Consider the following 26,271-nt stretch of genomic DNA (forward strand, 5'->3'; position numbering starts at 1 on the left):
GGTTTTTTGTTGTAACGCACGTATTAATGACCTTGTTTTCTTGTCTGAAGCCGGTGCCGTATTACCTCTTATTGGGCTGGATCTAACCACCTGAGGTGGTACAGTTTGTCCGTTCTCCAAGCGTAACGCTAAAAAGAAGAGCAAATAAACAAGAGCAAACAAACAAGAGCAAACAAACAAGAGCAAACAAAGAAGAGGCCGCCTGTACTTCTAAACAGGGACCTCTTCTTTGATGTTCAAAATCGTTATGGTTAACTCTACTAGGTGCGGGTGTACTTTGGTATACACTGAAAGCTACTTGAAGCTGCTTTATAAGGGCTAAATAAGGGCTGAAGTTAACCGGTGATATCACGCCGTAACGTGAACAGATCTTTAAGCGCCTCGGTCGACAGCTCGGTAATCCAGCTCTCCGTACTGGATATGACATTGTCGCTTAGCTGCTGTTTGCTCTCCAGCATCTCATCAATGTGCTCCTCAAGCGTACCCAGCGCGATGAACTTGTGTACCTGTACGTCCTTGGTCTGACCCATACGGTAAGCACGATCGGTTGCTTGATTCTCTACGGCTGGATTCCACCAGCGGTCAAAGTGGAACACATGATTGGCTGCTGTCAGGTTAAGCCCTACGCCTCCCGCTTTAATCGAAAGGATAAATACGTTTGGTTGTTCAGCAGGCGGCAGGGACTGGGATTGAAACTGTTCAATCATCCGGTCGCGAGCCATTTTGGAAGTACTCCCATTTAGATAAAGTACAGGCTCCTGCAGTTCCTGCTGAAGCGTCTGCTTCAGAATCTCTCCCATACCGATATACTGTGTGAAAATAAGGCAACGTTCGCCTTCTTCACGAAGCTCTCTGACCATCTCAAGCAAGCGTTCAAGTTTGGACGAACGGCTGATTAACATGTCCGTGTTAAACGGACTGTCCGGATCGTCCTGAATACCAGGGATAGACTCTTTTGTTAACAATACTGGATGATCGCAGAGCCGCTTCAAATGGGTAAGGGTTGAAAGTATGGCTCCTTTTCTTTCGATTCCCTCCAGCTCTTTCATTTTGTTCATTAAGTCGTTAACGGCCTGGTCATAGAGAGCGCTCTGCTCGGCAGTAAGTTTAATATAGGTTTTCATCTCATTCTTATCAGGTAGATCAAGCTGAATCGCAGGATCCTTCTTTTTCCGGCGGAGCATAAACGGCTTGACGAGTTTCTGTAGTTGAATCGTCTTTTGCTCATCTTGGTCTTTCTCAATCGGCTGAATGAACCGAGCACTAAATGCTCGTGCAGTTCCCAGATAACCTGGGTTTATAAAATCATAGAGAGACCAAAGTTCCGAGAGCCGGTTTTCTATAGGCGTTCCCGTAAGCGCGATCCGATGTTTCGCTTGGAAGCTGCGGACAGCCGTGGATTGTTTCGTTTGTGCATTTTTGATATTTTGAGCTTCGTCCAAACAGAGCGATTCCCACGTAACTGTACTCAGTAATTCTTGATCAAGCGTTGCTGTGGCAAAGGAGGTAATAATGACGTCCGCTTGCCCGAGAAGCGCCTGAAAATCATCACCGCTCGCGCGATTACTTCCATAATGGAGCTTGACCCGAAGAGACGGAGCGAAACGGCTAATTTCCTTCTGCCAGTTGCCGAGTACCGAAGTAGGACATATCAGAAGGGAAGGATTTACGGGATCTGCAGCTGCGTTGGTCTCTTTTAGATGCAATAAATAAGTGATAAACTGCAGCGTTTTACCGAGGCCCATGTCATCTGCCAGACAAGCTCCTAGACCATAATTACGCAGGAAGACAAGCCACGAAAAACCATCATATTGATACGTTCGCAGTTCCGCTTGTAGATTATTTGGAACGCTGAGCTTCGGCCACTCGGATTGGCGCCCTAATTGGTTGATAAGCCTTGTCAGATGTTCATTGAGCTCGACACCAATCTGAATGCGCTCATTGTCCTCATCATCCTCTTGATCTGCTTTTTTTGGGGCACGTCCGCTATAGGAAACTTGACTGTTCTCGAGTAGATGCAGATGTAATATATCTTGAAAAGATAACCCCTGCGAGCTGTCTACCCCTGCCATTGCTTGGGAAATCTGTGCTAAGAGAGCCGGGTCAAGCGGAATCCATTGTCCTCGAAACTGCACTAATCGCTCATTGCGAGCCACAAGTTCAGCAAACTCCGCTTCGGTGAACTGAGCATCTCCAATGGCAATACGCCAATCGAATTGAATGATGGAATTTAGTCCGAAAAATGACTTCCCTTTGCCTGCTTGTCCTTCGCTATCCCCTTCATCTGCTCGAACCTTGGCCCGAAGCTTAGGACGTCTGCGACTAGCCGCTTCCCACCAAGCAGGAAGGAGTACCTGCCAGCCTGCTTCTAATAAACGACGGCTGTCTACCGTTAGGAATTTCCAAGCGGCCTCATCGGACAGCGGTTTACTAAGGACATCTCCGCTATGTTCGGCCCATTGTTCCTTAGGCAGACTTGCACGTAAATGCTCTAACCATCCAGATGAGCGTTCAATAATGTGACTTGACCAAGAATCCGGCCACCCGCCAGATACATGTCCATCTTCAGCAAGGCGCACAGGAATAAGAATCACGGGATCGATTTTATCTTGTAATACAAGCTTAAGTCGCCATGACGGATCATCATCGTCTGGTTCGAGTAACTGTAATAAGAGACGGAAGGGAGCAGCATCAGCTCTCCAGCCAATCGAAACGAGCCAGGCTTGTTCATTTATACCAGCCACTGCACGATCTTTGGTGAAGAGTAATGGATACTCTGTGCGTAGATCGGAAGCAGTAACTTCGGTTCCATAATAGCGATAAAACACGGCAGACGAGAAAGCTGCGTTTAATCCGGCATAATCGCTTGGATGATTATCTTTTAATTGCTTTAATGCAGCGGTAGCTGCTGTAGTTAATGTTTTTGTGTCCCAGGTCCAGGCGAGTTTTCCTTGCCGGAAGGCAGTAAAGCTAGGAATATATTGTCTTTCTTCAATACATACATTCAAAATGGAGGCAAACTCAATCCACTGCGCTGCTTCTTCATCCCACTGCCATTCGATATGCTGCAGCAGCCTGCGTTCGGCCAAGAAGGGGAGAACATGCTCTGCGGGGAGAATAATGAGTTCAACCTCTTCAATCTGTTTAATTTCCAGCTCCGTACCATACATCGATGGCTCGTGCCAGGCAAATAGGCGATGTTTTAATTCCATTCCGGATACGTATCTGTTTGCTGCGGTCAAACCGTAAATCAGAGCATCTCCATAGGTGCTGAGACTGATATGGACGGTAATGGTTTCTGTGTATTGACTCATGGTATCAGTTTCCCCTTTCGAAGCTCCTCTTGCAGCGCACGCAGACGACTATGACGGTTAGCAAAAGCAGTGATGAACTCTTCCCAGCGTGTTTCTTGTTTCATTTTTAGATACAGTTTAGATAATCGTTTTAGTAGTTTCACGGCTGCTTTATAGCCATCTCTATTTTTAAGCAGAATATATCTTTCAACCGCTTGATGATAGAAGGGCAATAGCAGTTCGGGTGCATTTTTCTCTATCGGTTTTAGAACGGTGACACGGAAATCCAGAGGCTCTGTACCGCTGCTTAACTGAAAATCCATCCACTGCTGCCATTTGCTATGAGCGAGCAGGGTTTCTTCATATATCTTCCTTGAATAAGGAAGCATGCGGACGAGGCTGTCCCACAAATGCTGCTCAGAATCGGAACTTGAGGAATGCTGAATAACCTGTTCCCACAGGTTCACATACGCCTGAATATGCTGCTCCCGAGGTCTGCTCAGCATCATCGGACCGATGGCGAGAAGCCAGTCTTGCAGCCGTGACCACTGCTCTTTTTTAGATAGTATCTGCAGAAAGAGAAAGAAGCGCTCAGGAGGAATAACTCCTTTGTCATTAGCTTGCCGAAGCAGGTCTAAAGCAGGTTCATCCTGATCTAAAAAGAAGTGGATTTGGCTTTGAGCTAACAACCAGGGCAGCTTGGCAAGCGAGGTTTTAAGCTCATTTTCCGCCGATCTTAACTGTTCTAGTTCCTCTTCGTACATTGATTTGTCTTTAAGGTTAGGATGAATCCAGTGTAACCAGAGCAGATCATAAGTCGCGGAAAAATAACGGAGATTATTGGATTCCACCAGCATACGGCTCCGTAAGTAGTCAGAAGTTTCTGACACACGAGACCAAAGCTCCAGTTCGTCTCCGATCCTAAACGGCTCAGTCAATATCCGTGTTATTTCTTTCTGTACATCATCTGCGGCAACCTGTGTGTGAAAACCGATGAACACATTTCGGTGTATTTTTGAGTTTTTCAGGGGCCTTACCAGTTTATCAAGCACAAACAATTGTGCATGGAGCTTATACATCTGGTCCAAGACAGGTGAAAGCTCAGGTTGCTGTTTATAAATGGAAGCTAGAGCTTCCTGTGCATATTGAACGTTCGGGCTGTCCGTTCCTACGGAGGAGGTGCACAGCTTGAAAAAAGCATGCCAATCTTGGATGGGCATGGAAGGTAACTTATTTGCTAGCTCCTGCAGTTGTAACTGTTCAGCGGTGTTTCTTTTGCGAAGACTATTCTTTGGTTCTACATCTAGTGCTACATTTAGTTCTGCATTTTGTTCTGTAGTTGGTCCTGCATTTGCAGGTTGTTGATTAGTTGTTTTAGCAGGACTCGTAAGATGGGCCGGTCTATCTTGCTGGGTAAGCGTCGCTACTGAATGGCTATTTACAATCGCATGAACAGATCGTCCATATTGATTCACGTAAGCAAGAAGTACAGCAACCATATGTTTACAATAGGATGGAACGGAACAGGTACAATGACTCTCGGATAAAGTATCTAGATTGAGCGTAACTTGGTACCGCTCCTCGTCCTTGCCTTCAACAAAGCCTTCTATATGTTCGGGATTGGATATTTTCATAAGATGGGCAAGCTCTTGTTTATACTGTTCAAATCCACGTTTTATCGTAATATCATTGAAGCTTTCCCGAATCCTTTGAATGAGCATTTGCCACTCTGTTTCATCAAGCATATATTTTAAGTTCATTATTAATCTCCTATGGGAGTGTAGTGTTTATCTATTATAATCAAATTCATATATTTGAGAAATTTCCTCTAATGAAAAAGAGGGCTGATATTTAGGATAACGGTATGTGTTCGGAAGGGCAACTTTGACAGCAGAAGGTGGAGTTAGATAATGACATATAATAGGGAAGAGATCATAAGACTAGGGGGACATAAAGGATGCATACATATAACCATGCACAGTACCAAGATGAATTACAGCAGCTTGCCACACTATCAGGTGTAATATGTTGGGGAACCGTTACGGCGAAATTTTGCCTGGATGGAGTTCAAAATGAAGAGCTAATCAGTAACATCAGCATCATTCCCGTTGTGGGAGATCAGTATGTAGTCATGCAGCTAGAAGATGGCAGGTGGGAACTGATTGGCGGAACACTCGAGCCGAAAGAGGCGTACATGGATGGACTACGAAGAGAATTAATGGAGGAGATCGGCGCAGAACTCATCAGCTACCACCCATTTGGTCATTTTCAGTGTACATCAACGTTGGAGGCTCCTTATCGCGCACATATTCCGCATCCGCATTTTGTAAGACTGCTCGGATATGGAGAGGTGAAGTTAGTAAGCAAACCTCTGAATCCAGCAGATGGGGAACAAGTATCCTTGGTAGAACTCGTTGATATTGATGAGGCCGTACGTAGGTTTGAGGGGATAGGTAGATATGATATCGCAGAGATGTACCAGCTGGCACATCGGGTTAGAATGAGCTATGAGAGTATGGGGGAATAAGAGAATAGAACAGATGCATAGAGATACATAGAGATAGATAGAGAGTGAGTCATCTGCCTGGCTTTTTAGAGGGAACGTGGGAGTTCACTGATTAGGCAGGGAGAGATTCGATCACCGATTAGAAGGAATCAATTTGAAAGCGACCAAAAGCAGGTATCTGTCGTTAATGCATACGCCAGTAGTAGATCCCAATTATCACGGCGAGAACAATGGCAGCAACCATGAATGACATTAGCAGATTGCTTCCTACCGAGTAATGATTGGAAATTTCTTGTTCTTTTTCTTCTACTTTTCTCTTGGCAACCTCTTCGTCATTCGGAGTTAAATGGTGATTAGGAAAAGGCATAAGACTCACTCCTTACTCTTATATAGTACCGTTTCATCAAACTTCTTATCCTTGTAATGAACCAAAGGTATCATACATCAGATGGATTATTAACCATTTAATCTCATTTATAAACAAAGGATTTGTCGCCTTTTCATATGTAATATGAAAGGTGCCTGCTTCAAAATAGATTCCCAAATGCTGCTTGCAAGCCAGCTGGGTACCATTTGATATTAATTATATTTATTCGGGTTGTGAGGACATGTCTTACAAGAGGGGAATGCATAACAAGAGAAGGTGTATTCATAACAAAAGAGAAGAGACTCATAATAAAAGAGAAAGTACTCATAACAAAAGAGCCTTATTTCTCGGGCTGCTCCCTGTTTCAAAAACAGTAAGCAGTGCCCTCCGAATGGAGTGTGAGAAAGGCTCTTTTGCATTACATATTTACTAATGTACTCTAACCATTTCTTAATATGAGGATTTTACTATAAATCTTAGTTCTCCCAATGTTCTGATATATATTCGTCTCGACCTGATTTCTCGCGGTCTTCCTTATAGTGCTTCTGATTCTTCTTGTGATAGTTCTGATGATAATCCTCGGCAGGATAGAACGTTTCCGCAGGTAAAATCTCCGTTACAATCGGCTTATCAAATCGTCCGCTGTCTGCTACTTCCTTTTTCGATTGGAGGGCAAGCTCCTGCTGCCGCTCGTTATGATAGAAAATGGCGGTTCTGTACTGACTGCCCCGGTCGTGGAATTGACCGTCTGGATCAGTTGGATCAATTTGCGGCCAGTAGAGTTCAAGCAGTTTTTCATAAGGAAAAACATCTGGATCAAACGTGATTTGTACAACCTCATAGTGTCCCGTGCTTCCTTTTTTCACTTCTTCATAGGTCGGATTCGGTACCGATCCTCCCATGTATCCTGATACAATGCCATGAATGCCGGGCAGCTCCTCAAAGGGAGTGACCATACACCAGAAGCATCCTCCTGCAAAAGTAGCTTTTTCCATAGGTTCTACCTCTTTCGATATGTCGTAGTTGGTTTAGCTTAAAGATAATAGAGTTCAGTATACCAAAAACGTGAGTTGGTACAAAGTGTCAGCAAGATCAAAGGGAAACATTTAAGAGAGAGATTATTATAGAAAATGTTTGTGTAAGCTTTAATAGAGTCTTGTAAACAAAAGAAAGTAGCATCTTTCTATTAGTTATTCCTTCACCACACACTTACTGAAGGGGGATGAATCTCGGGTACATTCAAGAATTGCTTGGTCACACTCCCTCATCTAAGCTAGAGAAAAATCTAAAAGGATCCCAAGTCCGCTGGGACGAATGAAGGAGGATTTTAGAGAAAAATAAATTACAATATATTAAAATTGAGCTATAATTTAATAGCTGTTGAGGTTCGTGAGAATATGATGATTGTGACGATTACGTAGTTCAGAGATAAAGAAGTTTTTTTGAAAGCAACTCAAGGAGGCGTGTATATTGAGTAAGTATGACCTGGCAGCTATAAAAGCGGTCGAGTTAGTTTATCAAGGTGTTACTGATTCACCAGTAAAAGCATGGGACATTGCTACTTCAGAACTGTTCGGCGAGGGATCATGGGGACATAAAAAGGGCTGTCCAAAGAATGCCTTTTTAGGATTATGTGAAGAGGGATATATTCAAGGAATTCCAAAAGGAATATATAATACAAGAAGAAATTCGAAAAATAAGAATTATGCGATAAAGGCGACTGAAATAATAAAGGAACAACCTGAACTATTAGAAGATACTAAAAAACTATGGTACAGAGTTAGTAATGGTAGTGGAATGTCACACAATTACCAGATGGAAGTCGTTAACGCCCTTTATAAGAAGAAATACATACAAGACTAATCTGTGAGTAATTTCAATGATCGCAACTGAATCACATAACAATATATTCACGCTGAGGTGCTTATGCCCCTTAATCGTCCGATGTATAATCATGGAAGTTAACTCAGATGACACACGAGCCGGCCTTAGATAGGAGCTATCTAAGGCCGGCTCGCGTCGTGAATACGAATACGTTAAGCGAGAGTACCGTGAAATACAGCTATGAAAAATAGGGAGGTAGCAATGAGAATAACAAAATCATTTAATAATGTGTGGTTAGCATTTATTAATGTAGTAACAGAGCTGTTTAGAAAGAACAAGTGGCTTTTTCTTGTTCTGATTTATGTTATATATTTAGGAATTGAAGCATTTAAAAGTAGTAAAACTTCAATGATTTTTGTTCTTTGTTTGATTATCACGTTAGTATCAATAGGAGTATATGCAAAATCAAAAAGTTATTCTGAAACAACATTATCTTTTGTTTTAGGTCTTTTCACAGTGTTTTCAACTGATTGGAATAAAGGATACTTCATTGTATTTATTTCTTTTTATGTTATTTTCAATATAATTGTGTTTTCGGTATCTTCAATTAGATTAGCAGCACAGAATGAAGAGATATTAATTGAAGCGGCTCTCAAATATCCACATTTACCTTTTGATAATACGAAATCAAAATTAAACCATATAGCAAATCAAACTACAAATACAAAATTGTTAAGCGTATTAGATCGATCTGAATGTATTAGGTTTCTTTCATATAGACGGATAAATATTGATTATTTTGAGGATTCAATCGAAGTAATAGAACTTATAAGAGTTGTTAATCAAACAAACTTAAGTAATGCAATGAAACTATTCTATTCATTATATTCATTTGAAGTACTTATAAATAGTAATAATTTCTCAAAAGAAAGAATTATTGAAATGTTTGATTTAATTGTAAACTTGCCAATATCACCAGATGATTTCTTTAGTGTTTTTAACAAACTTAAGAGATTAATAATAGATGGTCAATATGAATATCATACGCTATTATATAGAATTCAGAACGAAATATTAAGAGGTTATGATGTTGATGAAATAGTTGAAATAATTAAAGGGGAATAACACCATAGATAGAAGTCAATAAAGAACAACGCTTAACACTATATCTACGCCGCGTTGCATGCTCCTTCGTCTACCAGGGAATTAGAATCAGGCAGACATCCTTGCAAGGCCAATCCCCAGTTGCTACGCTGCTTTATGCCTTTCGGGTTCGTAGATTCAAAAACATTAGGCGAAAGATCAGTAACAAGTAACACAACGACAATTGTGAGATCACACACGAAAGGCGGATTTTAAATGAAAAACATACTAATTGGTAATGGGATTACGATACAATTTGGTGGAAGTGATTACTTAAATTCTAACATTCTGCAAAGAGTAGTGAACAATATTAAAGAAGAAACTTTTCCGAAGGAAATATATCCAATGGAACTTGAGCAATGGATTAAATATTTATTTAGTCAATTGAATAATATTCTTGATGGAGTATATGATCTTTATGTCGTGACTGAAAATGAAAACATGGCACTTTCAGATTTTAAACAAAGATACAAAAATAGAAACTGGTACACAACATTCCATTCTCTTGGATTTGAAGATTATTTTTTTATACATAACTTAGTCTGTATTAAAAATGGTGTTGTAAATCCAGAGAAATATAATACTAGGGAAGCATTAAGAGTATCTCTATTAGATTCTATATACAACTCAGGTAAAATAAATATGATTCATAAAAATTATCCTCTTGGATTAAGAGGTTATTTTCAAGAATATAATAATATATTTACAACAAATTATGATAATAATATTGAGGTTTTTAGTGATAGGGAAGTTCTTTATTTACATGGAGCATTTCATATTTTAGATGATGTTTATAACCCAGATAGTTTAAGAAATCAGCTTAGTGATAGACCACTGAATAGTGCGATAATTGTGTCGGGATATGATCATTTGTATTCTAATGCATTGACAACTTACTCAGGAGAAACAAAAGATTTTATTATTAATATGCGAAAGTCAGCGAATGTAGCAATTTCAAAATTTGTGGATGGTGTGCAAACAAAACCCGAACTTATGTCTGAAATTGAAGAGTGGAAAGAATCAGATAATCAAATTGTTAGGAATATGTATGAATCAATTATGGTGAAACTTGAGAATCCGGAAATGTCTTTTTCAGAATATGATGCTCTTCAAAAGTTTTCTGATATTGAAGGTTCAATCACAATATTGGGTCTTTCGCCTAACAATGATAACCACATATTCAGAGAGATCCTGAACAACCAAAAAATAGATGAAATAATCTACTACTTTTATGATGAGTCTGAGGGAAAAAGAGTTAGAAATCTGTTTGGAAATAAAAAAATAACGAGAAAAGATGTGAAGAAATTTTGGAAGCAGTTCTAAGAAGTTGATCCTTCGCCTAACAAAACATTCTTGCTTTCTCGCTATCGCTCCTCGGTCGCCAAGGGGATTCTAGAGAAGCGTAATCAGGCGACACTAAGTCTGACGACCCGTTCCTACGGTCACTTAAGCTGCTTGAACGTCAGGAATGCCAAACGTTATCAGAAAGTCTTGCAGACAATCAAAATGATACTTAATAGAATTAATTATTTAAAAGAAATTCTATATTTTAAATGGAGATGGGAGATAAATAAGTGGATTCTAAAATTGCATTTGGAGTAGGATGCTTTCATTTTGGCTTAAAGACTGGAACTAATACAACTATGGGAAAATATTTTAATGAGCTTCAAAAAATGCTTGAATCAATATCTAGTATAAGTGAAATAGATATTGAATTTTATGAAGAAGATTATGATCTCACTGAAGATATTTTCATTTCTCCTAATAATAGAGGTATATCAAATGGTGGTGCTCTTGAACCATACATAGAAGATTTAAAAATTTCATTTGATATTTTTATTCCTAAAAGAATTCAAGAAGATTTAGGCGAAACGCAAAGCTTGTTTAAAACAGAGAGATTTAGGGTTTTAATTAATTACACTTACTATTTTCCTGTGGCAATCATACAATTATTAGATCCTTTGGATAATGATGTTTTTCCATCCTCTGCGGTAATTCTTGTCCGAGAATTTTTAAGAAAAGAACTTTCTAAAACGAAATCATTTATTGATTTTCAAGTACTTGGGCCCAGCCCCTTCCACGCAGATTTCTTTATAGAGAAAGATGATCAAATTGAGAGGCCGTTTTCAATTTCAATTGTTGAAGCAAAAGGATATGACCAAGTAGTTATTTCGTATAATAAATATATTAACGCGGCAAAAGCTTTAGAAGAAATATTGCTTGAAACCCTCAGTGAATTTGGATTTTTTTACGAACTGAAACATTCTGATTCTGTGACACATAGAAAATGGAGTATGATTGAAAGAAATCTTGATACATTAGTAGAGATAAAGAAAGATAGGAAACAATTCAAAAACTTTTTCAAAACTAACAAGATTATAAATGAGTTATTTATTAACATTAGCTATTTTGAAAAAGATCAAATTATATATAAATCGTATATTCAGAAAAGCAAAAGGAATATTACTCATTTTATTTTGTATATAGATCGAGAAATCGATGAACGGATAAACTTTCCTACTAAGCAAGTGACAGAACTCATTAAACTTTATGAAAACCAAAAATTGAATGTATACGTTATGTCAGCTACAGTAATAGCAGCGGTTTCAGGAGGATTGCTAGGCGCTTTGATAACTACATTTTTTGATTAATGTCATATAATAGAGAAATAAAATTTTAAAATATAATTGGGGGAATCAATTTGTAGGAAGGCAAGACCATCTGATAACATAATGTTCACTCTGCGGACATTCGTCCTGGGTTCGACATGCGTCGGACACCCAGCATGCGCTGGGTCGTGAATACAGGAACGTTATGTGAAAGGCAAGCAATATGTTAAAAACTATATTAATAGGAAGTATTTCTATGAAGCATGATAAACTAGTTAAGAAAAAATCGGTCGGTTTTATTTTACAATCAGATCAAATAGGAAGAAAGAAATTATTAGTTTACTCTAATGTTCCGGGAGTTTTATTTAGATTACCTGGAGGAAATATTGATCCAAATGAAACTATTGAAGAGGCATTGTATAGAGAGATATTGGAGGAATCTGGATTAACGAATCTAATATTGGTTAGGGAACTCGGAGTACAACAATATTATAAAGTATTTATAGATTCAATTGTCGAACGACATGATTTTCTTCTAATGACTAATGGAGACCTACCTCATAAATGGGAATTTATTGGTTCAGGAGATGGGGAAGACCAAGAAACTCTATTCAAATACCAATGGATCAATAATGACCAAATACATTTAATAGATGAAGAATATAGAAGAGACATTACAAAGACATACATAAGAGAATTTTTCAGTTGACTCAGAGAAGGCATTCCCATCACATAACACCATATTCACGCATCGGGCATTCGCCCTCGGTCACCAGGAGGGATAACAGAGAAGTTGGATCAGGTGACAGCCCTGCACTGGCTAAGTCCGCCGGACCCGCGCTTCACGCTTAAGCCAGTGAGGGTTCGTGAATACAAAACGTTAGGTGAAATTGCCGAAGAGATTATTATTTAAGGGGTTATTCATGAAGCCAACATCAATAAAGAAGAAAATAAGAGGAATGAAGAAGAAAGCGCGAAGACTTTCTTCATGGACAGAATATCATAAACAACTTGATATTGAATCCTTATTAAAACATGAAAAAGAATATGTGAAGATATGGATTAAACCGTTTTATAATCTGTATCAGATTAATTCAAAGACATGGGGTAGAAAAAATCCATCCTATAAATTCAGAAAACAGGTGTTTAATCAATTAATTGAAATCTATCTTGCTTGGGAAGACAAATTAAAAGAATTGAAGGAACCGTATTATTTAAAGATATGGTTGGCTGACCCTGAATTTATGGACTCACAAGTAGTTGCAGCCATTGGAAGTGAAATTGAGTACTATCAAAATCTATTTGAACATAATAAAGAATCGAAAGAATCTCCTTTTAGTCCAAAACATCCCAATTTAGATCAATTCAAATGGGATAGATGTGTCAATGGTTATTATGTTTGGGAAAGTGACTTAGAGATAATAGAAGAAATTAATGAAATACGAAAAAAAGCTTATAGAATAAATGAAGTAATAATAGATGGGAAGATTGAGAGATCATATTTTATTTATACAGGAGATATGTGGACTGGGTATATTCAAGGAAACGACAACCTCACCTAACATCATTTTCACGCACCGGACCATTCGGTCCTCGGATTGCTAGTAGTTATGAAGCTAGGGAGCGAATCAGGAAATCAACCCTGCAAGGCTAAGTGGCGAAGCCACCCGTGCTGCGCACCTTAAATCTTTCGGATTCGTGAACACAGGGAACGTTATCGTAAATCAATGCAATATACTAATTCATCTATCCAGTAGCTCATGGATGTCTTTTATTAAAAGTTGAAGAAAGTTGCCTTTGAAGTTTATCGCTCGGGATAGTATTCTTTCCTGTTCAGATACGGCAAGGGTAAAGAATAAGGGTTCATTTTTAAATAGTTTTTTTAATAGTTCCATACTCTGTAGCGTGAGTCTTTTTGTTGAATCTTTTTCGTTGGCTCTCTTATACAAGAAGTTGATTATTTCTTTATTAAAGGGAGGACTTTCTAAGTTAGCAATCCAATTAAGAGTCTTTTTTGAGGCATCTTTGGTTCGGTATTCTAGGGGGATGATAGCGTTATATACGTACTCATTCTCTAGTTGTGATCGGCTAAATCCAGTCTTACTCACTATCTTGCTAATTGGAGTCATTAGTAATTGTAGTTGTCGTAATACAATAACTTTGTTTTCCTTTACAGTTTCACCCTTGTTAAATAAACGTCGTAATATTTTCAAGTTAAGCATCTCGTCTTCAGTGGGTTCCTCAAGTAAACATGGAGCAGCAGATTGGTTACTGTTGTATTTTAGATAGTAGTAGCGATCAAATCCTCCAACTAATCTATATCCTTCTTGATTCGGCTTTTTTTCAACAGCTAGTAGTAAATCATAATTGAGCCAATCAGTCTGACTCTTTTTCATACGCTTTACGTACTCGTTTGTTATTTTAATCTGGAAATCGGGATGTATTTGATCTAGAGGAATCGATATTATCTCTGTTCTAGACATAAGCAACCCCTCCATTTATAAGTCTTTAAGGATGCTTATGCGTACATCATTTTGTCCTATGCACTTTGGGGCTCATTTGAGGATGACATTGAAATCCGCTAATACAAAATTCACGCATTCAGCCTTACGGACTTCGGGTTCTATACGGACCGCGGAAACGAGTTTAAAAACCAGATGAATTTCTAAAGTCTCCGTTATCTTGAACTGGAATTGTACGATTATGTTAATTGGTTCAACTACATCGTATTCATGGGACATTAGGATATATAACGCCTGTTCAATATCGCCAAGATCTTTTAAAAAGGTTGCCTGATTTAATGTTGACAATCCTAAATACCTGAGCAATATATGAGAGGGTTCTAATTAATAATAAAACCTCTAATAATAAAAAATACTATCTCAAATTCATAATAAGAATGCTTGTAGATGCTATAAAGGTAAAATATAACTACAATTGATTCTTGGGTGGGCATGGCTTCCCTTCTAAAGGAGTGAAGCCATGGAAATAAAAGACGAGATCCCGATTATTTATATTCCTATTTTTATCATGTAATAACAATAAGAGAAAGAATCACCCCAAGAATGACCGCCGATGGAGTGAAAAAGCACTCTATAACTTACAAATTCACAATAAATTTCACTTGGTTTCTATACGATTGACGTTTGTTCACGTTGGTCGCTTTAGGCAGGGATGGTTTGCGTGAAGAGCAGCATCTTTATTATGCAACAGGTCCTTCTATGTCTGCTTTCAATTGTTCAAACCACTCTAAGTTAACTAAGTGATGGGAACGTGAGTTTTCGTTCATGCGACGGAAGTAATTGATTGTGCCGGGAAGCTCTGGTGTGCTTAATAGATATTCATCAAGAAGGGCGATTCGAGCTTTAGTCTGGTCAATCTGCGATTGGACAAGTTCGAGCAATTTGTTTTTGTCATATTCATCTGCAAACAGTAGTGCCCCATAAAATTGCAGGTTCACATATTCTGATTTGGTGCCATATTTGACCATTAACTTTTCGAATTCAGCCATTCCTGATTTGGTGATTTTAAAGTTCCGAGTTTCATGCCCACTGGTTGAAGGTTTCTGCTGAATCTGTTCGATCCAACCTTTTTCTTCAAGCTGTTGCAGATTGTAATAAAACGAGCCTTTTGTGAAGTTTACAATGTACTTGTAATGACGTTTTTCCATTAAGGCCAGTAGTTCGTATCCGTGAGCGCCGGGATTTTGGATGAGCAAGCCAAGAATGAGTAAGGGGATCATGGCTGCATCACTTTCGCCATTTGGGCCTCGAATTCTGCGTACGTAATTTTACCCGAAGCTAAATCCATGCTATGAAGGTAAATCTGTTCAGTTTTTGAATAATCACGCTTCACATTCAGCGATTGCTCTTCTCCCGGGATGGGTTCCAGGACATGACACTTTTTTGAAAAAGCCTCGTAATAACGATATCCGAATTTCCGCTGCGAAACGGCGTCCAAATGAATACCGTCAGGATTTGCGGTCAAACCTGCCGCTGTTACAAAATAGCAGTTTTGCTGTTCGGTGGCGAAGCGCTGCAATTGTTCATTGACCTGTTGATATTCTGTCGCGTGCTGCCCAAAACCGCTTTTCCCAAGGAAATCACCAAGTCCACCAATGATTAGCGGTACCTCATCAAGATTCAATTCGTTTCTTAGGGTGTTCATGATATGGGTTAACTTCTCGTAATAAGTTTCATGCAGCGAATGATAACTGTCGCTCTCACCCTGATGCCATAGGATTCCGCAGATTTGACTGGAACATTGGGCGAAGCGGGCTTGGGACAAAGCATGCTGAAAAAGGATGCTATCTGGATGCCAGTCATTTAGCGAGCTGCCACCTTCCGCACAAGGAATCAAACCGATTTCTTCCTCGGGATTGGCTTTCGACCAGGCATCAGCAAAAGACGCCGCAAGGCTTACACCCGAAACCGGACGGTCATAATTAATTGGCTCTGTCATCATCTGCCACTGTCCATTACGCAGCATTTTTATTTTTTCATTATAGATCGGATCGACTTCATGCAGAAATCCACGGCCCGCCATATTCGACTGACCTAACATTAAGAAAGACTTTATCATTTTAGTCTTGACTCCTTTACTTTACTACTATAGTCTAATTAGACTAAATTATTGTACAGTCTGTTTAAACTGTAGTCAATTGAATCTGAAAGTGCTCAATAACGTACTCTTCTCTAAGAAAACGTGAAAAGGGAACGATCACAGTTTGATTCTGTGCAGTTCCCTTTATTTATTGTTGTTCGTTCAAGCCATATTTCTCTAATACCGAGTTACGGAATGTATTGTATTCTGACAGTTCCGATTTTGTTAGAGCTTGCAAAGGGGCATTCGGTTCCTCATCAGTCAACAAGATTTTACCTAAGTTATCATTGACTAAAGAGTAATCACCGAAACTATTCTTCATCAAAAAAATCACACTTGGCTCATCTTTCTTCAACTCTATATAATTTCCCGTTGTAAGCTTTTCTTCTTTATGAAGACCTACAGGTTCAATTATAGTCAACTCTTTCTGGTCTCCTGGAAAGTCAGCTGGCTTTTTTATTATTTTATCGATTTTAATATTAGTTCTAGTGGAGAAATCCTGTAGGTAACTGTCTGCATATACCTTTACTTTATGCTCTCTATCAAAAAAATCTTCCGTAGCATAACCTACTACGATCAGCTCGACATACTCGTCTAACTTATCAATATCTTGTAATTTGAGAGAATTAGCAGATAAGTTGGTAACCTGGTTATAAGACTCAGCGGCAGTTTCTTGATTATTAGAGTAGATAACAGCAGTCGCGGAAATAAGTGTCACTGCTAATAGAGCTATCCCAATATATTTAAATCTTTTCTTCAAAAATAACCCCGCCTTTTAGTTAGGAGATCATCCCTTTGTTCAGCAAAAAGGAATTAGTTTAAAAATATACTAATTTTGGTAAATAGACAAATGTTACTCCTATTTATTTTGCTTTCGAAGCCGGATAGAGTGTTATGAATAACAAAAACATCTTACTTTTTATTAAGTTTTTATTAAGAACTATTTAATGTTTATCTACTAAACTAATCAATGTTACTTACGGCGGACCTTTATTCCCGCCAAAAAGTATACATAATAGGTGGTCGGTTTTTTACTGGCTGCGGAGAAAAAGGAGATTTTGCTATGAGGAATCGTTTTCGCCTGCGACGAATGTTGTCGCTAACACTAGCAATGGTTATGCTGGCGGTTCTATGGGTGAGTCCGGCTATGGCTGCGGAAACAACTGTAGATGAAACGGATGTGGTTGATATTGTCCTCAGCGACGATAGTATTACTGTAGACGGTGAGGCTGCATCGAAGGATTCGAAATCACCTGTTTACGTCGGTGGGGAGATTATTTATTACCACGACCAGGATACGTATGAAAGTGGAAATCCCTATGGGGAAGGAACTGAAGATGAAAAGCATTCCGAGGAGGAAGCTGCACTTCACACTGCTGTAACGATTACGAAAGAGGGCACTTATCGAATTTCCGGTAAGCTGTCATACGGTCAGATTGTAGTTGACCTTGGCGAAGATCGCAGAACAGACCCTACGGCTGTTGTAAACTTGATTCTCGACGGTGCAGATATCAACTGTACCATTGCTCCGGCTGTCATTTTCTACAATGTATATGAGAGTGATCAGGCTTGGGTCGCTTACGATAACGGAGAGACCAAAGAATACACAGCTTCTGCCACTCAGGATACAACGGATGCGGGTGCGAATGTAATTCTGGCTGACGGCTCTGTTAATAATATTAGCGGTTCTCATGTAGCACGTATTTACAAAGACAATGATCAGAAGAAGAAAAAATATAAGTATGACGGTGCGTTCTATTCCGTTCAGTCAATGAATGTGAATGGTGAGAAGCTGGGCACAGGCGTGTTAAACTTAACTGCCGACAACGAAGGTATGGATACAGAGATGCATCTAACCATCAATGGCGGTAAGATCAACATTCAGTCTCAGGACGATGGTATCAATACGAATGAAGATGGTGTCTCTGTTACTACGATCAACGGCGGAAGTCTGCATGTTGTGGCAGGTTTGGGATCTGAAGGTGACGGAATTGATTCTAACGGATATCTAGTCATTAACGGCGGAACAGTGATTTCCCTAGCTAAGCCTCAATCAGACTCGGGTCTAGATGCCGACAAAGGTAGCTATATTAATGGCGGTTATGTAGTTGCGACTGGTTCCACTATGGACTGGGCTGAAAGTGATTCTGAGCAAGTGACAATGAACCTTCAGTTTGCTTCTTCTCAAAATGCCGAGGAAGCGATTATTGTTACTGACTTAGAAGGAAAAGTCGTATTTGCTTATGACCCTGAAAAGGACGAGTCCTCAGGTGAAAACTACCGAGGCTACCAGGGTGCTGTGATCAGTAGTCCTGAATTTCAGGTAGGTCAGTCGTACAACATTTATGTTGGCGGTGATGTTAACGGTAAAGAAGTAGACGGTCTGTACGATGTTTCCACGGTAACAGGCTTCTCTGCAGAGGCGACGAAGCAGCAGTACACTGGTACCGATGTGGGCATGGGAGGTCCAGGCGGTGAAAGACCTGAAATTCCGGACGATAGTCAAAGACCTGCACTTCCTGAGGATGGTCAAAGACCTGAACTACCTGATGGCGAAGCGCCTGGTAATGGTGAAATGCCAGATGGTGAAAGACCTGAAATACCTGATGATAGTGAAAGACCTGCACTGCCGCCTGATGGCGAAATGCCAGGAGCAAACGGCGAGAGTTCCACAGGTCAGGCATCCACTGTATTTTACATGACGGATAAAGTGAATGCTTTTTCTGGCGTTTCTGATTTTAAAGCTAGTTCTATGTTTACTGATGTGGCTGCGGATGCATGGTACGCTGACGATATCACTAATGTAGTAAATAAGGGCTTGATGAACGGTATGTCGAGTACTACTTTTGGTCCTAATATGAACCTGACTCGCGGAATGATGGCTACGATCTTGTATCGTATGGCTGGTTCTCCAGACGTTACAGGAGATGCTGCATTCTCCGACGTGTCTAGCGATAAGTACTATGCTAAAGCTGTTGCTTGGGCTGCTGAACAGGGAATTGTGGAAGGATACAAGGACGGTACATTCCGACCTAATGAAGATATGACCCGCGGAATGATGGTTACTGTTCTTTACCGCATGGCCGGTTCACCGGATATCACGGCGGATTCTGGCTTCCCAGATGTAACAAGCACGAAATACTATGCTGCTGCTACAGCTTGGGCGGTTAAGCAAGGGATTGTGAACGGTTATCCGGACGGTACCTTCAAGCCAGATACGAATATCACACGGGCACAGACAGCGGCTATTTTAAGCCGTAACACAGCAAACTAATAAATAATGAAAATAGAATATCAAAGGCGAGGGAGCGATTTGCTTTCCTCGCTTTTACTTTTTGAGAATGTAAGATGGCGAGATTTTTCGGAGAGGCTTCACATCCAACTTGCTAAGTTTGATAACCCGGAAATTTTGTTGCCTGCCCTTTAGGCTCGTAAATACAAGAACGTTATGAGACATCATCGTGATATAATCAAAGCAAAACGGATTAAGGCAGGAGAGACAGAATACATGGATGATTTTACGAAGAAACGAATTCAGAAGATCATGGACAAGTACACTGAAAATGCAGTACCAGAACATGTGAAAAGCCAGATTAAAATCAGTTATAAGATCAGAGGAAAACATGTGACATTAATTGAAGAAAGACAAGGCTACAAAAGTGATCAATGGGTGCAGATGCCTATAGCTCAGTTTAGATTAGATGAAAAGGAATGGAAAATATATTGGCAAGACAGTAAAGGGAAATGGCATTTTATAGATGACATAGAACCAAAAGAAGATTTTGAAACACAGTTAAAGATCGTGGATGAAGGGCATAATGGATTGTTTTGGGGGTAACTTGAAAAGGTCAATGAGTTCTCATTACATACTATTCAAACATCGGCTTCTTGCGGAGTCTTGGTCTGCTTGATGAATTTAGTGAGGGGTTTAGCAGACACATTCTAATCCTAACTATCGCTAGTCGGAAGTTAGGGTTGGGACAACGTGAATACAAGAACGTTAGGCGGAATTCCCTAAGGAGGTATAATTCTATATGTCTGATCATTGGGACATCTATTTTTGTGAGATTGAAGATAAATTTTCATCAATTGTGTTGGATATGGATATCTGGAAGGAGATTGATAAATCTGAGTATCCGTATCCAAAGGTATTAAGAATACCAATCAAGAATCCAGGAGAAAGCGGCATTCCTACTAATGATGAGGCTGAATTGATCAATGATCTAGAAGAAAGAATCAATAATGAGATTATAGATGTTGGGTTTAATGTTGGCAGGATAACTACCGATGGTTTACGAGATGTAGTTTATTATTTTTCTAAACAGTATGAGCTAGAAAAAGTAGCAGAAAAGTATTTCCTTGAACATGGTTATGAGATTGAGGTTCATAATATGGAAGAAGAAAATCCTTGGGATTTTTATTTTGATTTCCTTTATCCCAACAAATATCAAAAACAACATATGGGGAATAGGAATGTTGTCGAACAGTTACGAGAATCAGGAGATAAATTAGAAGAACCGAGAAGGGTAGATCACTGGATCTATTTTCAATCCACTGAAGATAAAGATCGCTTTGAAGCTAAGGTTAAACTTCTCAGTTTCAATATCAGTTCCAATCCTTCTAATGATGAAGAAATCTATTCTCAGATATATCGTCATGATGATGTCGACTTCCATTCAATAAATGAAGTTACGGACAGCCTTATTGATTTAGCAGAAGAATGTAATGGAGATTACGATGGCTGGGAATCCATGGTTATTAAGTAGATGATAAGAAGAGGATTTTGGCATGTAGTAGATTCAGTGACAACTTCCTGGGGAATTCGTGAATACCTGAACGTTATCGAAAATCCTCGCATAGCAAAACAAAGAGAGAGGTCACTTATGTTTCAATATAAGATAACTGCGGATAAAAAAATAATCATTAGCAATGGTACTGTTTTGCAGACATTCGATGTAAGTAAATTTAGTCAAATTGATGGACTTGCTTTAGATGAAGATGAAATAAAAGTTGCTATTTCAGGAATATTGCTTAATGGGGAAAGTGTCCTAGAGATCATAGGGCTTGGTAACTCCGAGGATGGTAATACGATAATTGAAGGAATAAATGGAACAGATCTTGTCTGGTTGAGCCATGACCATTTATTAATAAATACGGGGAAGTATATCTCTCGGATTACTATTTCGACAAGTCAAATTGAGCCTATCCATAAATTTAGTAGAGTTTCTTACGCACCAATTCATTTATCCATAAGTCCCTCGAAAGAAAAATTAGCATATTTGCGGTGGAAGTCTGACTCACAACGAATTTGTCTTTATAATATGACCACAAATGAATCTGAACATTTCAAAGTATCCTGCAGATCATACTGTTGGCTTGATGATCGAACTATTTTGTACAGCAACTTGAATGGAATAAAGCTGCTTGATGTTGAAAACGGTAAAATTTCAATCTTTTTGAAAGATGCTAAATCTCTTTTGAAATTCCGTGACTTTAAACTTCGGTGTGGTGAATTATCAACAATAATAGAGGGAATTAAGGAATACAACCATGATAAGGATGTAACAAATCCATTATATTTAAATCAAAGGATTTTCTTTAAAGTGATTGCTAGTAATGAACAACGTGAGTGTTATAGTGCAATCCTATCTACTGATCTCGAGAAGAAAGATATACAGCAGCATCATTTTCAAAAAGGTAGATATCATGAAAATTATTATGCTGATTCTTCGAATTCTATATTCTTATATTCGAGGGAAGCAAACGATCGTGATTTTCGTCTTTTTCCATCTCCTGGTGTACCGACTGGGGCTCTTGTATTCTATAATCAAGATTGGGATTGGGATGAATAAAGATTTACATAAATATTTTATTGAACGTCATGAATTTCTTAATGAGATTTATGACGTTTTTTTATTTTGAGGGAAGATTTATTTATGCTTCCGCTTCGAAGATGATAAAAAAGAAACCATAATAGAAATAGGGGGAAGGGGAAACTTATGGATCGCTTGGTAGTCATGACGGTTGGAAAAACGCATAGCGGCAAAACCACCTTTGCCAAAGAATTAGAATCTGTATTACAACAATCCATTGTCATTGATCAGGATAATCATGCTGAATTTATTAATCAGCATTACAAGAAACTTCGTCCTATAGAGGGTCCAAACACTTTAAAATTCTCTGTAACTGATACCATTGTGAACTATGCTATAGAGCAAAGCACTTTCCACATCATTTTAAGTAACTCCAATTTGAATAAATCGGGGAGAGCAAACCTACTCCAATATTTTCATGAGAAAGGATTTAAAAGTATGATTGTTTACTTTGATTTACCTTCAGGTCTACTAAAAGATCGTGTTACACAAACTGGAAGAAGCAAAGCTATTTTTAGAAGTGCATCAAGTTTTTTGGAAGTATTGGAGAGACAAGAACAATCGCCAGAAATACAGCCCAGTATAGATGAAGCAAATTATATATTTGTCATTAAGGACCCCGATCATACAGCAGAAGTTATTCAACAAATCATAGCAATCCATCTGAAATGAAACCTCCAACCATCTATTTTGATAGTTGATGCGAGGAGAATATTGATAATAACCAAGTCCATAAAGCTCCCTGTATTCTTGGTATGTGAACCTCATTAATGACATACAGTTATTGTAGTTGATCTAGAAATTGCAATCCCATTATTAGAGGGGAGGAATTACACGCGTGGAAACGTTTGGTAGAGGGTGTCTCTGGCTTATTATTGGTGTCATCGGATTGATGCTTCTCGCGTTAATCACACAAAGCACGATCAACATTCCATGGTTTATCTTTATTCCCATTGTGATACTCGTCTTCTGGATTGCATCAAAGAAGAGCAAAAAATAAAGGTGCGGTGCAAACATAACTTCTATTTACATGACATCGTATGGCAAAATTTCCGAACAAGTGGATTGATACAGATACGTAAAATCATGATCAGTAAATAAGCAATTCACAAAAAGGAGTTCTAGAAATTCTCTAGAACTCCTTTTATATGCTGCTTGTTACTTTTGAGGGTTACCACTTGATTGGTTGATGACTAAAGCCACAATAGAAAAAACAATAAAAGTTGAATAAATGAAAGTTGCTAAATAAACACTCCCACCTTTGGAAACCCAAGCGATGACAGCGATGATTAAACCTAAGATATTAAATATGAGCAAACGTAAAATGAAGTTGTTAACCATTATCGCAATTACATAGTTAACGATACTCATCGCAAGATTAAAGGCATATAAGATAAGGAAAAGAACAAAAAAGGGCACAGCCCAATCGTCTCTATTGCTTAATACCGAATGGTTTACAACTATTTTTGCTCCAATCCAGCCCGAAATCAAAGCCAGAACCATCGATATGATAAAAGTATTAAGGATAAATTCTTTCTTGAATTTTTCCATAATTCACTCCTAATACTTTCCAAATAGTGTTAAATTATCTATTCGGTGTTAAGTTTAAACAATAATGTTTGGATAAGCAATCCCGTTTAAAATCTCCACTGTTTTCGTTGTTTAATGCTGTGATGTACGCCCTCATTAGTAAAACAAATTTTATTTATAGAATGGAGCAGGTAGTTCGAAAATGGATGTATTACAAATAAAGAGATTAACAAACTATCTTGAGTTCTTTCAGAATGACCGTAGTGTCTTTTTTACTGAGAGCAAGGGTTGGAGGATAGAAAGCCCAGAAGTAAGTCAATTTAGAAAAGAACTATATGATACCGAATTTCTACTCGTTTTTGATTGGGTTCAGTGGATTACTGAAAATGATGAATTTAAAAATGTGAATAATAATGTAAAAGATAAAATTAGGAATGCAGATTTAGAAACCCTTAGGAAATTAATGACTAGTTATATTCGAGGGGATCGGTTTAATGAAGGTCTTTTTATTGATGTGATACTAAAAGGACATGTTACTGATATTTTATTAAGACTTCAAGAACTGATTAATGAGTAATGCAGAGAATAAATGCTGTGCAATCTAAGTTTATGGAGGCTAAATCCGTGAGATTAATTGGTCAAGTTCAAGAAGATTTAGTAATTGCGGAGTTTCTGTTTGGAGAGTTTTACTCTGCCGCAATACCGATTTGTTTGAAAATTTTCCAGGAGAAGTTACATGGTATAAAGCCGCTTTTCAGAAGCAAGATCTAAGTGAAGTGATGTATATCAATTATAGTTATTGGAATGAATTATCAAGTGGTACGAGACTTCCTATTCACGCTTCAAAGAATATTATCGAAAATGTTGAAGTATTTGGATTAAATAATCAAGGATTTCATGATATTTCTGCAGTAATCAAGAATGGAAAAGTGTTCCCAAAGCTAATATTTGTTGCGATGAATGCTACTTCGAAAGTAGTTGTACTTGAAGGTCATGCGAGATTAACAGCTTATTATATGGATCGTAAATATATACCTGATGAACTGGAAGTGTTCATTGGGTACTCTGACAAGTTTAGTGAATGGGATTTATATTAAAAACATAAATATGTGGATGAAAGTATAACATTTCATTGAGGGGGATTAAATGATAAAGCGTTCATTAAGTGATATTTGTGAAATGGTAAAAGGCCATGGATTAAATCAAGCATACAATTCATACCTGATCTCGGGAGTTTCTATAGATACCAGAACGCTTAGTGCTGGAAATTTGTTCATACCAATTATGCGAATAGATAATGGACACAATTATGTTCAGGAAGCCTTTGATAAGGGTGCAGCTGCTTCACTTTGGCAAATGGATCAGCCTAATCCTCCAAAAGGAGTTCCTATTATTTTTGTTGAGAACACGTTAAAGGCGCTGCAAAGTCTGGCAAGAACATATAGAAATCAATTAAATAGTAAGATTATTGGGGTAACAGGAAGCAACGGCAAAACAACCACAAAAGACATGATATTTTCTATCGTATCAACCACATATAAAACACAGAAAACGTTAGGAAATTATAATGGAGAGTATGGTTTGCCTTTAACCCTGCTTGAACTAGAAGAAGATACAGAGGTCGCTATTTTGGAAATGGGAATGAGTAACCCAGGAGAGATTAAGTTGTTATCAGAAATTGCTCGTCCCGATATTGCTATAATCACGATGATTGGCATCTCTCATATTTCAACGATGGGTTCTAAAGAAGCGATTGCTAAAGCTAAACTAGAAATTCTTACAGGATTAAATCAAGAAGGGACGTTCATTTACAATGGGGATGAGCCATTATTAAGTGACGAGCTAACAAAAATGAAAATACCAGAATCCTTAAAAATCATTCGTTTTGGTGAATTCTCAAATAACCATTATTATCCGGTTAAAGAAGAACAATCAGATGAGGGTGTTCATTTTATATTAAATGATCGTGAGGAATATGTTATACCCATGCTCGGTAAACATAATGTTTTTAACGCGATTGCTTCTATAGCAGCAGCTAAGGAACTAAAAATATCAATAAAAAATATAAAGTCAGGTCTTCAAAAAATAGTTATCACAGAAATGAGAATGCAACAAATAAAAACGAAACTAGGATACACCATTATTAATGACGCATGGAATGCAAGTCCTGTTTCTATGAAAGCAGCGATACAAACCATGACTGAACTGACTGGATATAAAAGAAAGCTTGTAGTGCTGGGAGATATGCTTGAGCTTGGAATTAATGAAGCCCAATACCACAAAGAAATGGGTCAGGTAATCCAATATGGTTTAGTCGATTACGTTTTTACAATAGGAACTTTGAGCGAAAATATCTCTAATCAGCTCTATGAAAGTTTCCCATCTACACATGTAAAACATTTTATAAGTTCAGAGGAACTTGCCGATCACATAGATAATGTAATAGAAGAAAACGATGTTATTTTATTTAAAGGTTCAAGAGGTATGAAATTAGAAGAAGTCGTTAACAAACTTACGTAGCATT

25 protein-coding genes are annotated in these 26,271 nt (G+C 38.4%); 16 read left to right on the forward strand and 9 right to left on the reverse strand.

What is annotated here, in order from left to right:
* Positions 1-335: 335 nt before the first annotated feature.
* A complete protein-coding gene (locus tag PV403_RS01265) occupies positions 336-3,314 on the reverse strand; it encodes a DEAD/DEAH box helicase (RefSeq protein ID WP_332083336.1) in 2,979 nt (992 codons plus the stop codon).
* A complete protein-coding gene (locus PV403_RS01270; RefSeq protein ID WP_332083337.1) occupies positions 3,311-5,053 on the reverse strand; it encodes an SWIM zinc finger family protein in 1,743 nt (580 codons plus the stop codon). The genes PV403_RS01265 and PV403_RS01270 overlap by 4 nt, the downstream gene beginning before the upstream one ends.
* Before the next feature lie 197 nt (positions 5,054-5,250).
* Between PV403_RS01270 and PV403_RS01275 the strand changes: the two genes are divergently transcribed.
* The gene (locus PV403_RS01275; RefSeq protein ID WP_332083338.1) at positions 5,251-5,820 is read left to right on the forward strand and encodes an NUDIX hydrolase; all 570 of its coding nucleotides are present in this window, start codon (positions 5,251-5,253) and stop codon (positions 5,818-5,820) included.
* 163 nt (positions 5,821-5,983) lie between these two features.
* Here PV403_RS01275 and PV403_RS01280 read toward each other — a convergent pair whose 3' ends face one another.
* Together PV403_RS01280 and msrA are read right to left on the reverse strand one after the other, a co-directional pair.
* On the reverse strand, positions 5,984-6,166 hold the full coding sequence (locus PV403_RS01280; protein ID WP_332083339.1) for a hypothetical protein: 183 nt from the start codon (positions 6,164-6,166) through the stop codon (positions 5,984-5,986).
* Positions 6,167-6,642: 476 nt separating this feature from the next.
* Positions 6,643-7,161 (reverse strand): peptide-methionine (S)-S-oxide reductase MsrA, encoded by a 519-nt coding sequence (gene msrA / locus PV403_RS01285; RefSeq protein ID WP_332083340.1) that lies wholly within the window; start codon positions 7,159-7,161, stop codon positions 6,643-6,645.
* A gap of 475 nt (positions 7,162-7,636) precedes the next feature.
* Here msrA and PV403_RS01290 point away from each other — a divergent pair, with 475 nt between their 5' ends.
* The 6 genes from PV403_RS01290 to PV403_RS01315 all read left to right on the forward strand — a co-directional run bounded on the left by PV403_RS01290 (position 7,637) and on the right by PV403_RS01315 (position 13,304).
* Positions 7,637-8,029: a DUF6979 family protein gene (locus tag PV403_RS01290; protein WP_332083341.1), complete on the forward strand. Its 393-nt coding sequence runs from the start codon at positions 7,637-7,639 to the stop codon at positions 8,027-8,029.
* Between the two features lie 222 nt (positions 8,030-8,251).
* Positions 8,252-9,115: a hypothetical protein gene (locus PV403_RS01295; protein WP_332083342.1), complete on the forward strand. Its 864-nt coding sequence runs from the start codon at positions 8,252-8,254 to the stop codon at positions 9,113-9,115.
* 234 nt (positions 9,116-9,349) lie between these two features.
* Positions 9,350-10,456, forward strand: coding sequence for a hypothetical protein (locus PV403_RS01300; RefSeq protein WP_332083343.1), 1,107 nt, complete (start codon positions 9,350-9,352; stop codon positions 10,454-10,456).
* A 251-nt stretch (positions 10,457-10,707) separates the two neighbouring features.
* Positions 10,708-11,784 (forward strand): hypothetical protein, encoded by a 1,077-nt coding sequence (locus tag PV403_RS01305; protein WP_332083344.1) that lies wholly within the window; start codon positions 10,708-10,710, stop codon positions 11,782-11,784.
* A gap of 214 nt (positions 11,785-11,998) precedes the next feature.
* A complete protein-coding gene (locus PV403_RS01310; RefSeq protein WP_332083345.1) occupies positions 11,999-12,451 on the forward strand; it encodes an NUDIX domain-containing protein in 453 nt (150 codons plus the stop codon).
* Between the two features lie 214 nt (positions 12,452-12,665).
* The gene (locus PV403_RS01315) at positions 12,666-13,304 is read left to right on the forward strand and encodes a hypothetical protein (protein WP_332083346.1); all 639 of its coding nucleotides are present in this window, start codon (positions 12,666-12,668) and stop codon (positions 13,302-13,304) included.
* A 180-nt stretch (positions 13,305-13,484) separates the two neighbouring features.
* On the opposite strand, the gene PV403_RS01320 is transcribed toward PV403_RS01315, so the two are convergent.
* The 4 genes from PV403_RS01320 to PV403_RS01335 form a co-directional block, all read right to left on the reverse strand.
* Positions 13,485-14,225, reverse strand: a complete 741-nt coding sequence (locus PV403_RS01320; protein WP_332083347.1) for a hypothetical protein — start codon at positions 14,223-14,225, stop codon at positions 13,485-13,487.
* A gap of 719 nt (positions 14,226-14,944) precedes the next feature.
* Positions 14,945-15,484, reverse strand: a complete 540-nt coding sequence (locus PV403_RS01325) for a PadR family transcriptional regulator (RefSeq protein ID WP_332083348.1) — start codon at positions 15,482-15,484, stop codon at positions 14,945-14,947.
* Complete coding sequence (locus PV403_RS01330) at positions 15,481-16,323, reverse strand: sialate O-acetylesterase (RefSeq protein WP_332083349.1); 843 nt, start codon at positions 16,321-16,323, stop codon at positions 15,481-15,483. Before PV403_RS01330 ends, PV403_RS01325 begins: the two co-directional genes overlap by 4 nt.
* A gap of 169 nt (positions 16,324-16,492) precedes the next feature.
* Positions 16,493-17,104: a hypothetical protein gene (locus PV403_RS01335; protein ID WP_332083350.1), complete on the reverse strand. Its 612-nt coding sequence runs from the start codon at positions 17,102-17,104 to the stop codon at positions 16,493-16,495.
* A gap of 303 nt (positions 17,105-17,407) precedes the next feature.
* Between PV403_RS01335 and PV403_RS01340 the strand changes: the two genes are divergently transcribed.
* The 6 genes from PV403_RS01340 (at position 17,408) to PV403_RS01365 (ending at position 23,217) form a co-directional block, all read left to right on the forward strand.
* A complete protein-coding gene (locus PV403_RS01340) occupies positions 17,408-19,618 on the forward strand; it encodes an S-layer homology domain-containing protein (protein ID WP_332083351.1) in 2,211 nt (736 codons plus the stop codon).
* Positions 19,619-19,852: 234 nt separating this feature from the next.
* Positions 19,853-20,182, forward strand: a complete 330-nt coding sequence (locus tag PV403_RS01345; RefSeq protein ID WP_332083352.1) for a DUF3024 domain-containing protein — start codon at positions 19,853-19,855, stop codon at positions 20,180-20,182.
* A gap of 196 nt (positions 20,183-20,378) precedes the next feature.
* Complete coding sequence (locus tag PV403_RS01350; RefSeq protein WP_332083353.1) at positions 20,379-21,110, forward strand: DUF695 domain-containing protein; 732 nt, start codon at positions 20,379-20,381, stop codon at positions 21,108-21,110.
* A 117-nt stretch (positions 21,111-21,227) separates the two neighbouring features.
* A complete protein-coding gene (locus tag PV403_RS01355; protein ID WP_332083354.1) occupies positions 21,228-22,196 on the forward strand; it encodes a hypothetical protein in 969 nt (322 codons plus the stop codon).
* Positions 22,197-22,343: 147 nt separating this feature from the next.
* On the forward strand, positions 22,344-22,889 hold the full coding sequence (locus PV403_RS01360; RefSeq protein WP_332083355.1) for an ATP-binding protein: 546 nt from the start codon (positions 22,344-22,346) through the stop codon (positions 22,887-22,889).
* Positions 22,890-23,055: 166 nt separating this feature from the next.
* Entirely contained in the window at positions 23,056-23,217 is a 162-nt protein-coding gene (locus PV403_RS01365; RefSeq protein WP_191797393.1) for a hypothetical protein, read from the forward strand.
* A 158-nt stretch (positions 23,218-23,375) separates the two neighbouring features.
* Here the strand turns inward: PV403_RS01365 and PV403_RS01370 are convergent, their stop codons facing one another.
* The gene (locus PV403_RS01370; RefSeq protein WP_332083356.1) at positions 23,376-23,768 is read right to left on the reverse strand and encodes a hypothetical protein; all 393 of its coding nucleotides are present in this window, start codon (positions 23,766-23,768) and stop codon (positions 23,376-23,378) included.
* Between the two features lie 181 nt (positions 23,769-23,949).
* Between PV403_RS01370 and PV403_RS01375 the strand changes: the two genes are divergently transcribed.
* The 3 genes from PV403_RS01375 (at position 23,950) to PV403_RS01385 (ending at position 26,267) form a co-directional block, all read left to right on the forward strand.
* On the forward strand, positions 23,950-24,324 hold the full coding sequence (locus tag PV403_RS01375; protein ID WP_332083357.1) for a DUF6508 domain-containing protein: 375 nt from the start codon (positions 23,950-23,952) through the stop codon (positions 24,322-24,324).
* 130 nt (positions 24,325-24,454) lie between these two features.
* The gene (locus PV403_RS01380) at positions 24,455-24,844 is read left to right on the forward strand and encodes a hypothetical protein (protein ID WP_332083358.1); all 390 of its coding nucleotides are present in this window, start codon (positions 24,455-24,457) and stop codon (positions 24,842-24,844) included.
* A gap of 49 nt (positions 24,845-24,893) precedes the next feature.
* Positions 24,894-26,267: a UDP-N-acetylmuramoyl-tripeptide--D-alanyl-D-alanine ligase gene (locus tag PV403_RS01385; RefSeq protein WP_332083359.1), complete on the forward strand. Its 1,374-nt coding sequence runs from the start codon at positions 24,894-24,896 to the stop codon at positions 26,265-26,267.
* The last annotated feature ends 4 nt before the right edge of the window (positions 26,268-26,271 follow it).

The organism is Paenibacillus sp. GYB006, from assembly GCF_036577645.1.
In the GTDB taxonomy this organism is placed as follows: Bacteria; Bacillota; Bacilli; order Paenibacillales; family Paenibacillaceae; genus Paenibacillus.

Bases quoted from the DNA above. Each gene is read 5' to 3' on its own strand.
- PV403_RS01265 (WP_332083336.1), bottom strand. From the start codon at position 3,314: ATGAGTCAATACACAGAAACCATTACCGTCCATATCAGTCTCAGCACC.
- PV403_RS01270 (WP_332083337.1), bottom strand. From the start codon at position 5,053: ATGAACTTAAAATATATGCTTGATGAAACAGAGTGGCAAATGCTCATT.
- PV403_RS01275 (WP_332083338.1), top strand. From the start codon at position 5,251: ATGCATACATATAACCATGCACAGTACCAAGATGAATTACAGCAGCTT.
- PV403_RS01280 (WP_332083339.1), bottom strand. From the start codon at position 6,166: ATGCCTTTTCCTAATCACCATTTAACTCCGAATGACGAAGAGGTTGCC.
- msrA (WP_332083340.1), bottom strand. From the start codon at position 7,161: ATGGAAAAAGCTACTTTTGCAGGAGGATGCTTCTGGTGTATGGTCACT.
- PV403_RS01295 (WP_332083342.1), top strand. From the start codon at position 8,252: ATGAGAATAACAAAATCATTTAATAATGTGTGGTTAGCATTTATTAAT.
- PV403_RS01300 (WP_332083343.1), top strand. From the start codon at position 9,350: ATGAAAAACATACTAATTGGTAATGGGATTACGATACAATTTGGTGGA.
- PV403_RS01310 (WP_332083345.1), top strand. From the start codon at position 11,999: ATGAAGCATGATAAACTAGTTAAGAAAAAATCGGTCGGTTTTATTTTA.
- PV403_RS01315 (WP_332083346.1), top strand. From the start codon at position 12,666: ATGAAGCCAACATCAATAAAGAAGAAAATAAGAGGAATGAAGAAGAAA.
- PV403_RS01320 (WP_332083347.1), bottom strand. From the start codon at position 14,225: ATGTCTAGAACAGAGATAATATCGATTCCTCTAGATCAAATACATCCC.
- PV403_RS01325 (WP_332083348.1), bottom strand. From the start codon at position 15,484: ATGATCCCCTTACTCATTCTTGGCTTGCTCATCCAAAATCCCGGCGCT.
- PV403_RS01330 (WP_332083349.1), bottom strand. From the start codon at position 16,323: ATGATAAAGTCTTTCTTAATGTTAGGTCAGTCGAATATGGCGGGCCGT.
- PV403_RS01340 (WP_332083351.1), top strand. From the start codon at position 17,408: ATGAGGAATCGTTTTCGCCTGCGACGAATGTTGTCGCTAACACTAGCA.
- PV403_RS01345 (WP_332083352.1), top strand. From the start codon at position 19,853: ATGGATGATTTTACGAAGAAACGAATTCAGAAGATCATGGACAAGTAC.
- PV403_RS01350 (WP_332083353.1), top strand. From the start codon at position 20,379: ATGTCTGATCATTGGGACATCTATTTTTGTGAGATTGAAGATAAATTT.
- PV403_RS01355 (WP_332083354.1), top strand. From the start codon at position 21,228: ATGTTTCAATATAAGATAACTGCGGATAAAAAAATAATCATTAGCAAT.
- PV403_RS01360 (WP_332083355.1), top strand. From the start codon at position 22,344: ATGGATCGCTTGGTAGTCATGACGGTTGGAAAAACGCATAGCGGCAAA.
- PV403_RS01370 (WP_332083356.1), bottom strand. From the start codon at position 23,768: ATGGAAAAATTCAAGAAAGAATTTATCCTTAATACTTTTATCATATCG.
- PV403_RS01375 (WP_332083357.1), top strand. From the start codon at position 23,950: ATGGATGTATTACAAATAAAGAGATTAACAAACTATCTTGAGTTCTTT.
- PV403_RS01385 (WP_332083359.1), top strand. From the start codon at position 24,894: ATGATAAAGCGTTCATTAAGTGATATTTGTGAAATGGTAAAAGGCCAT.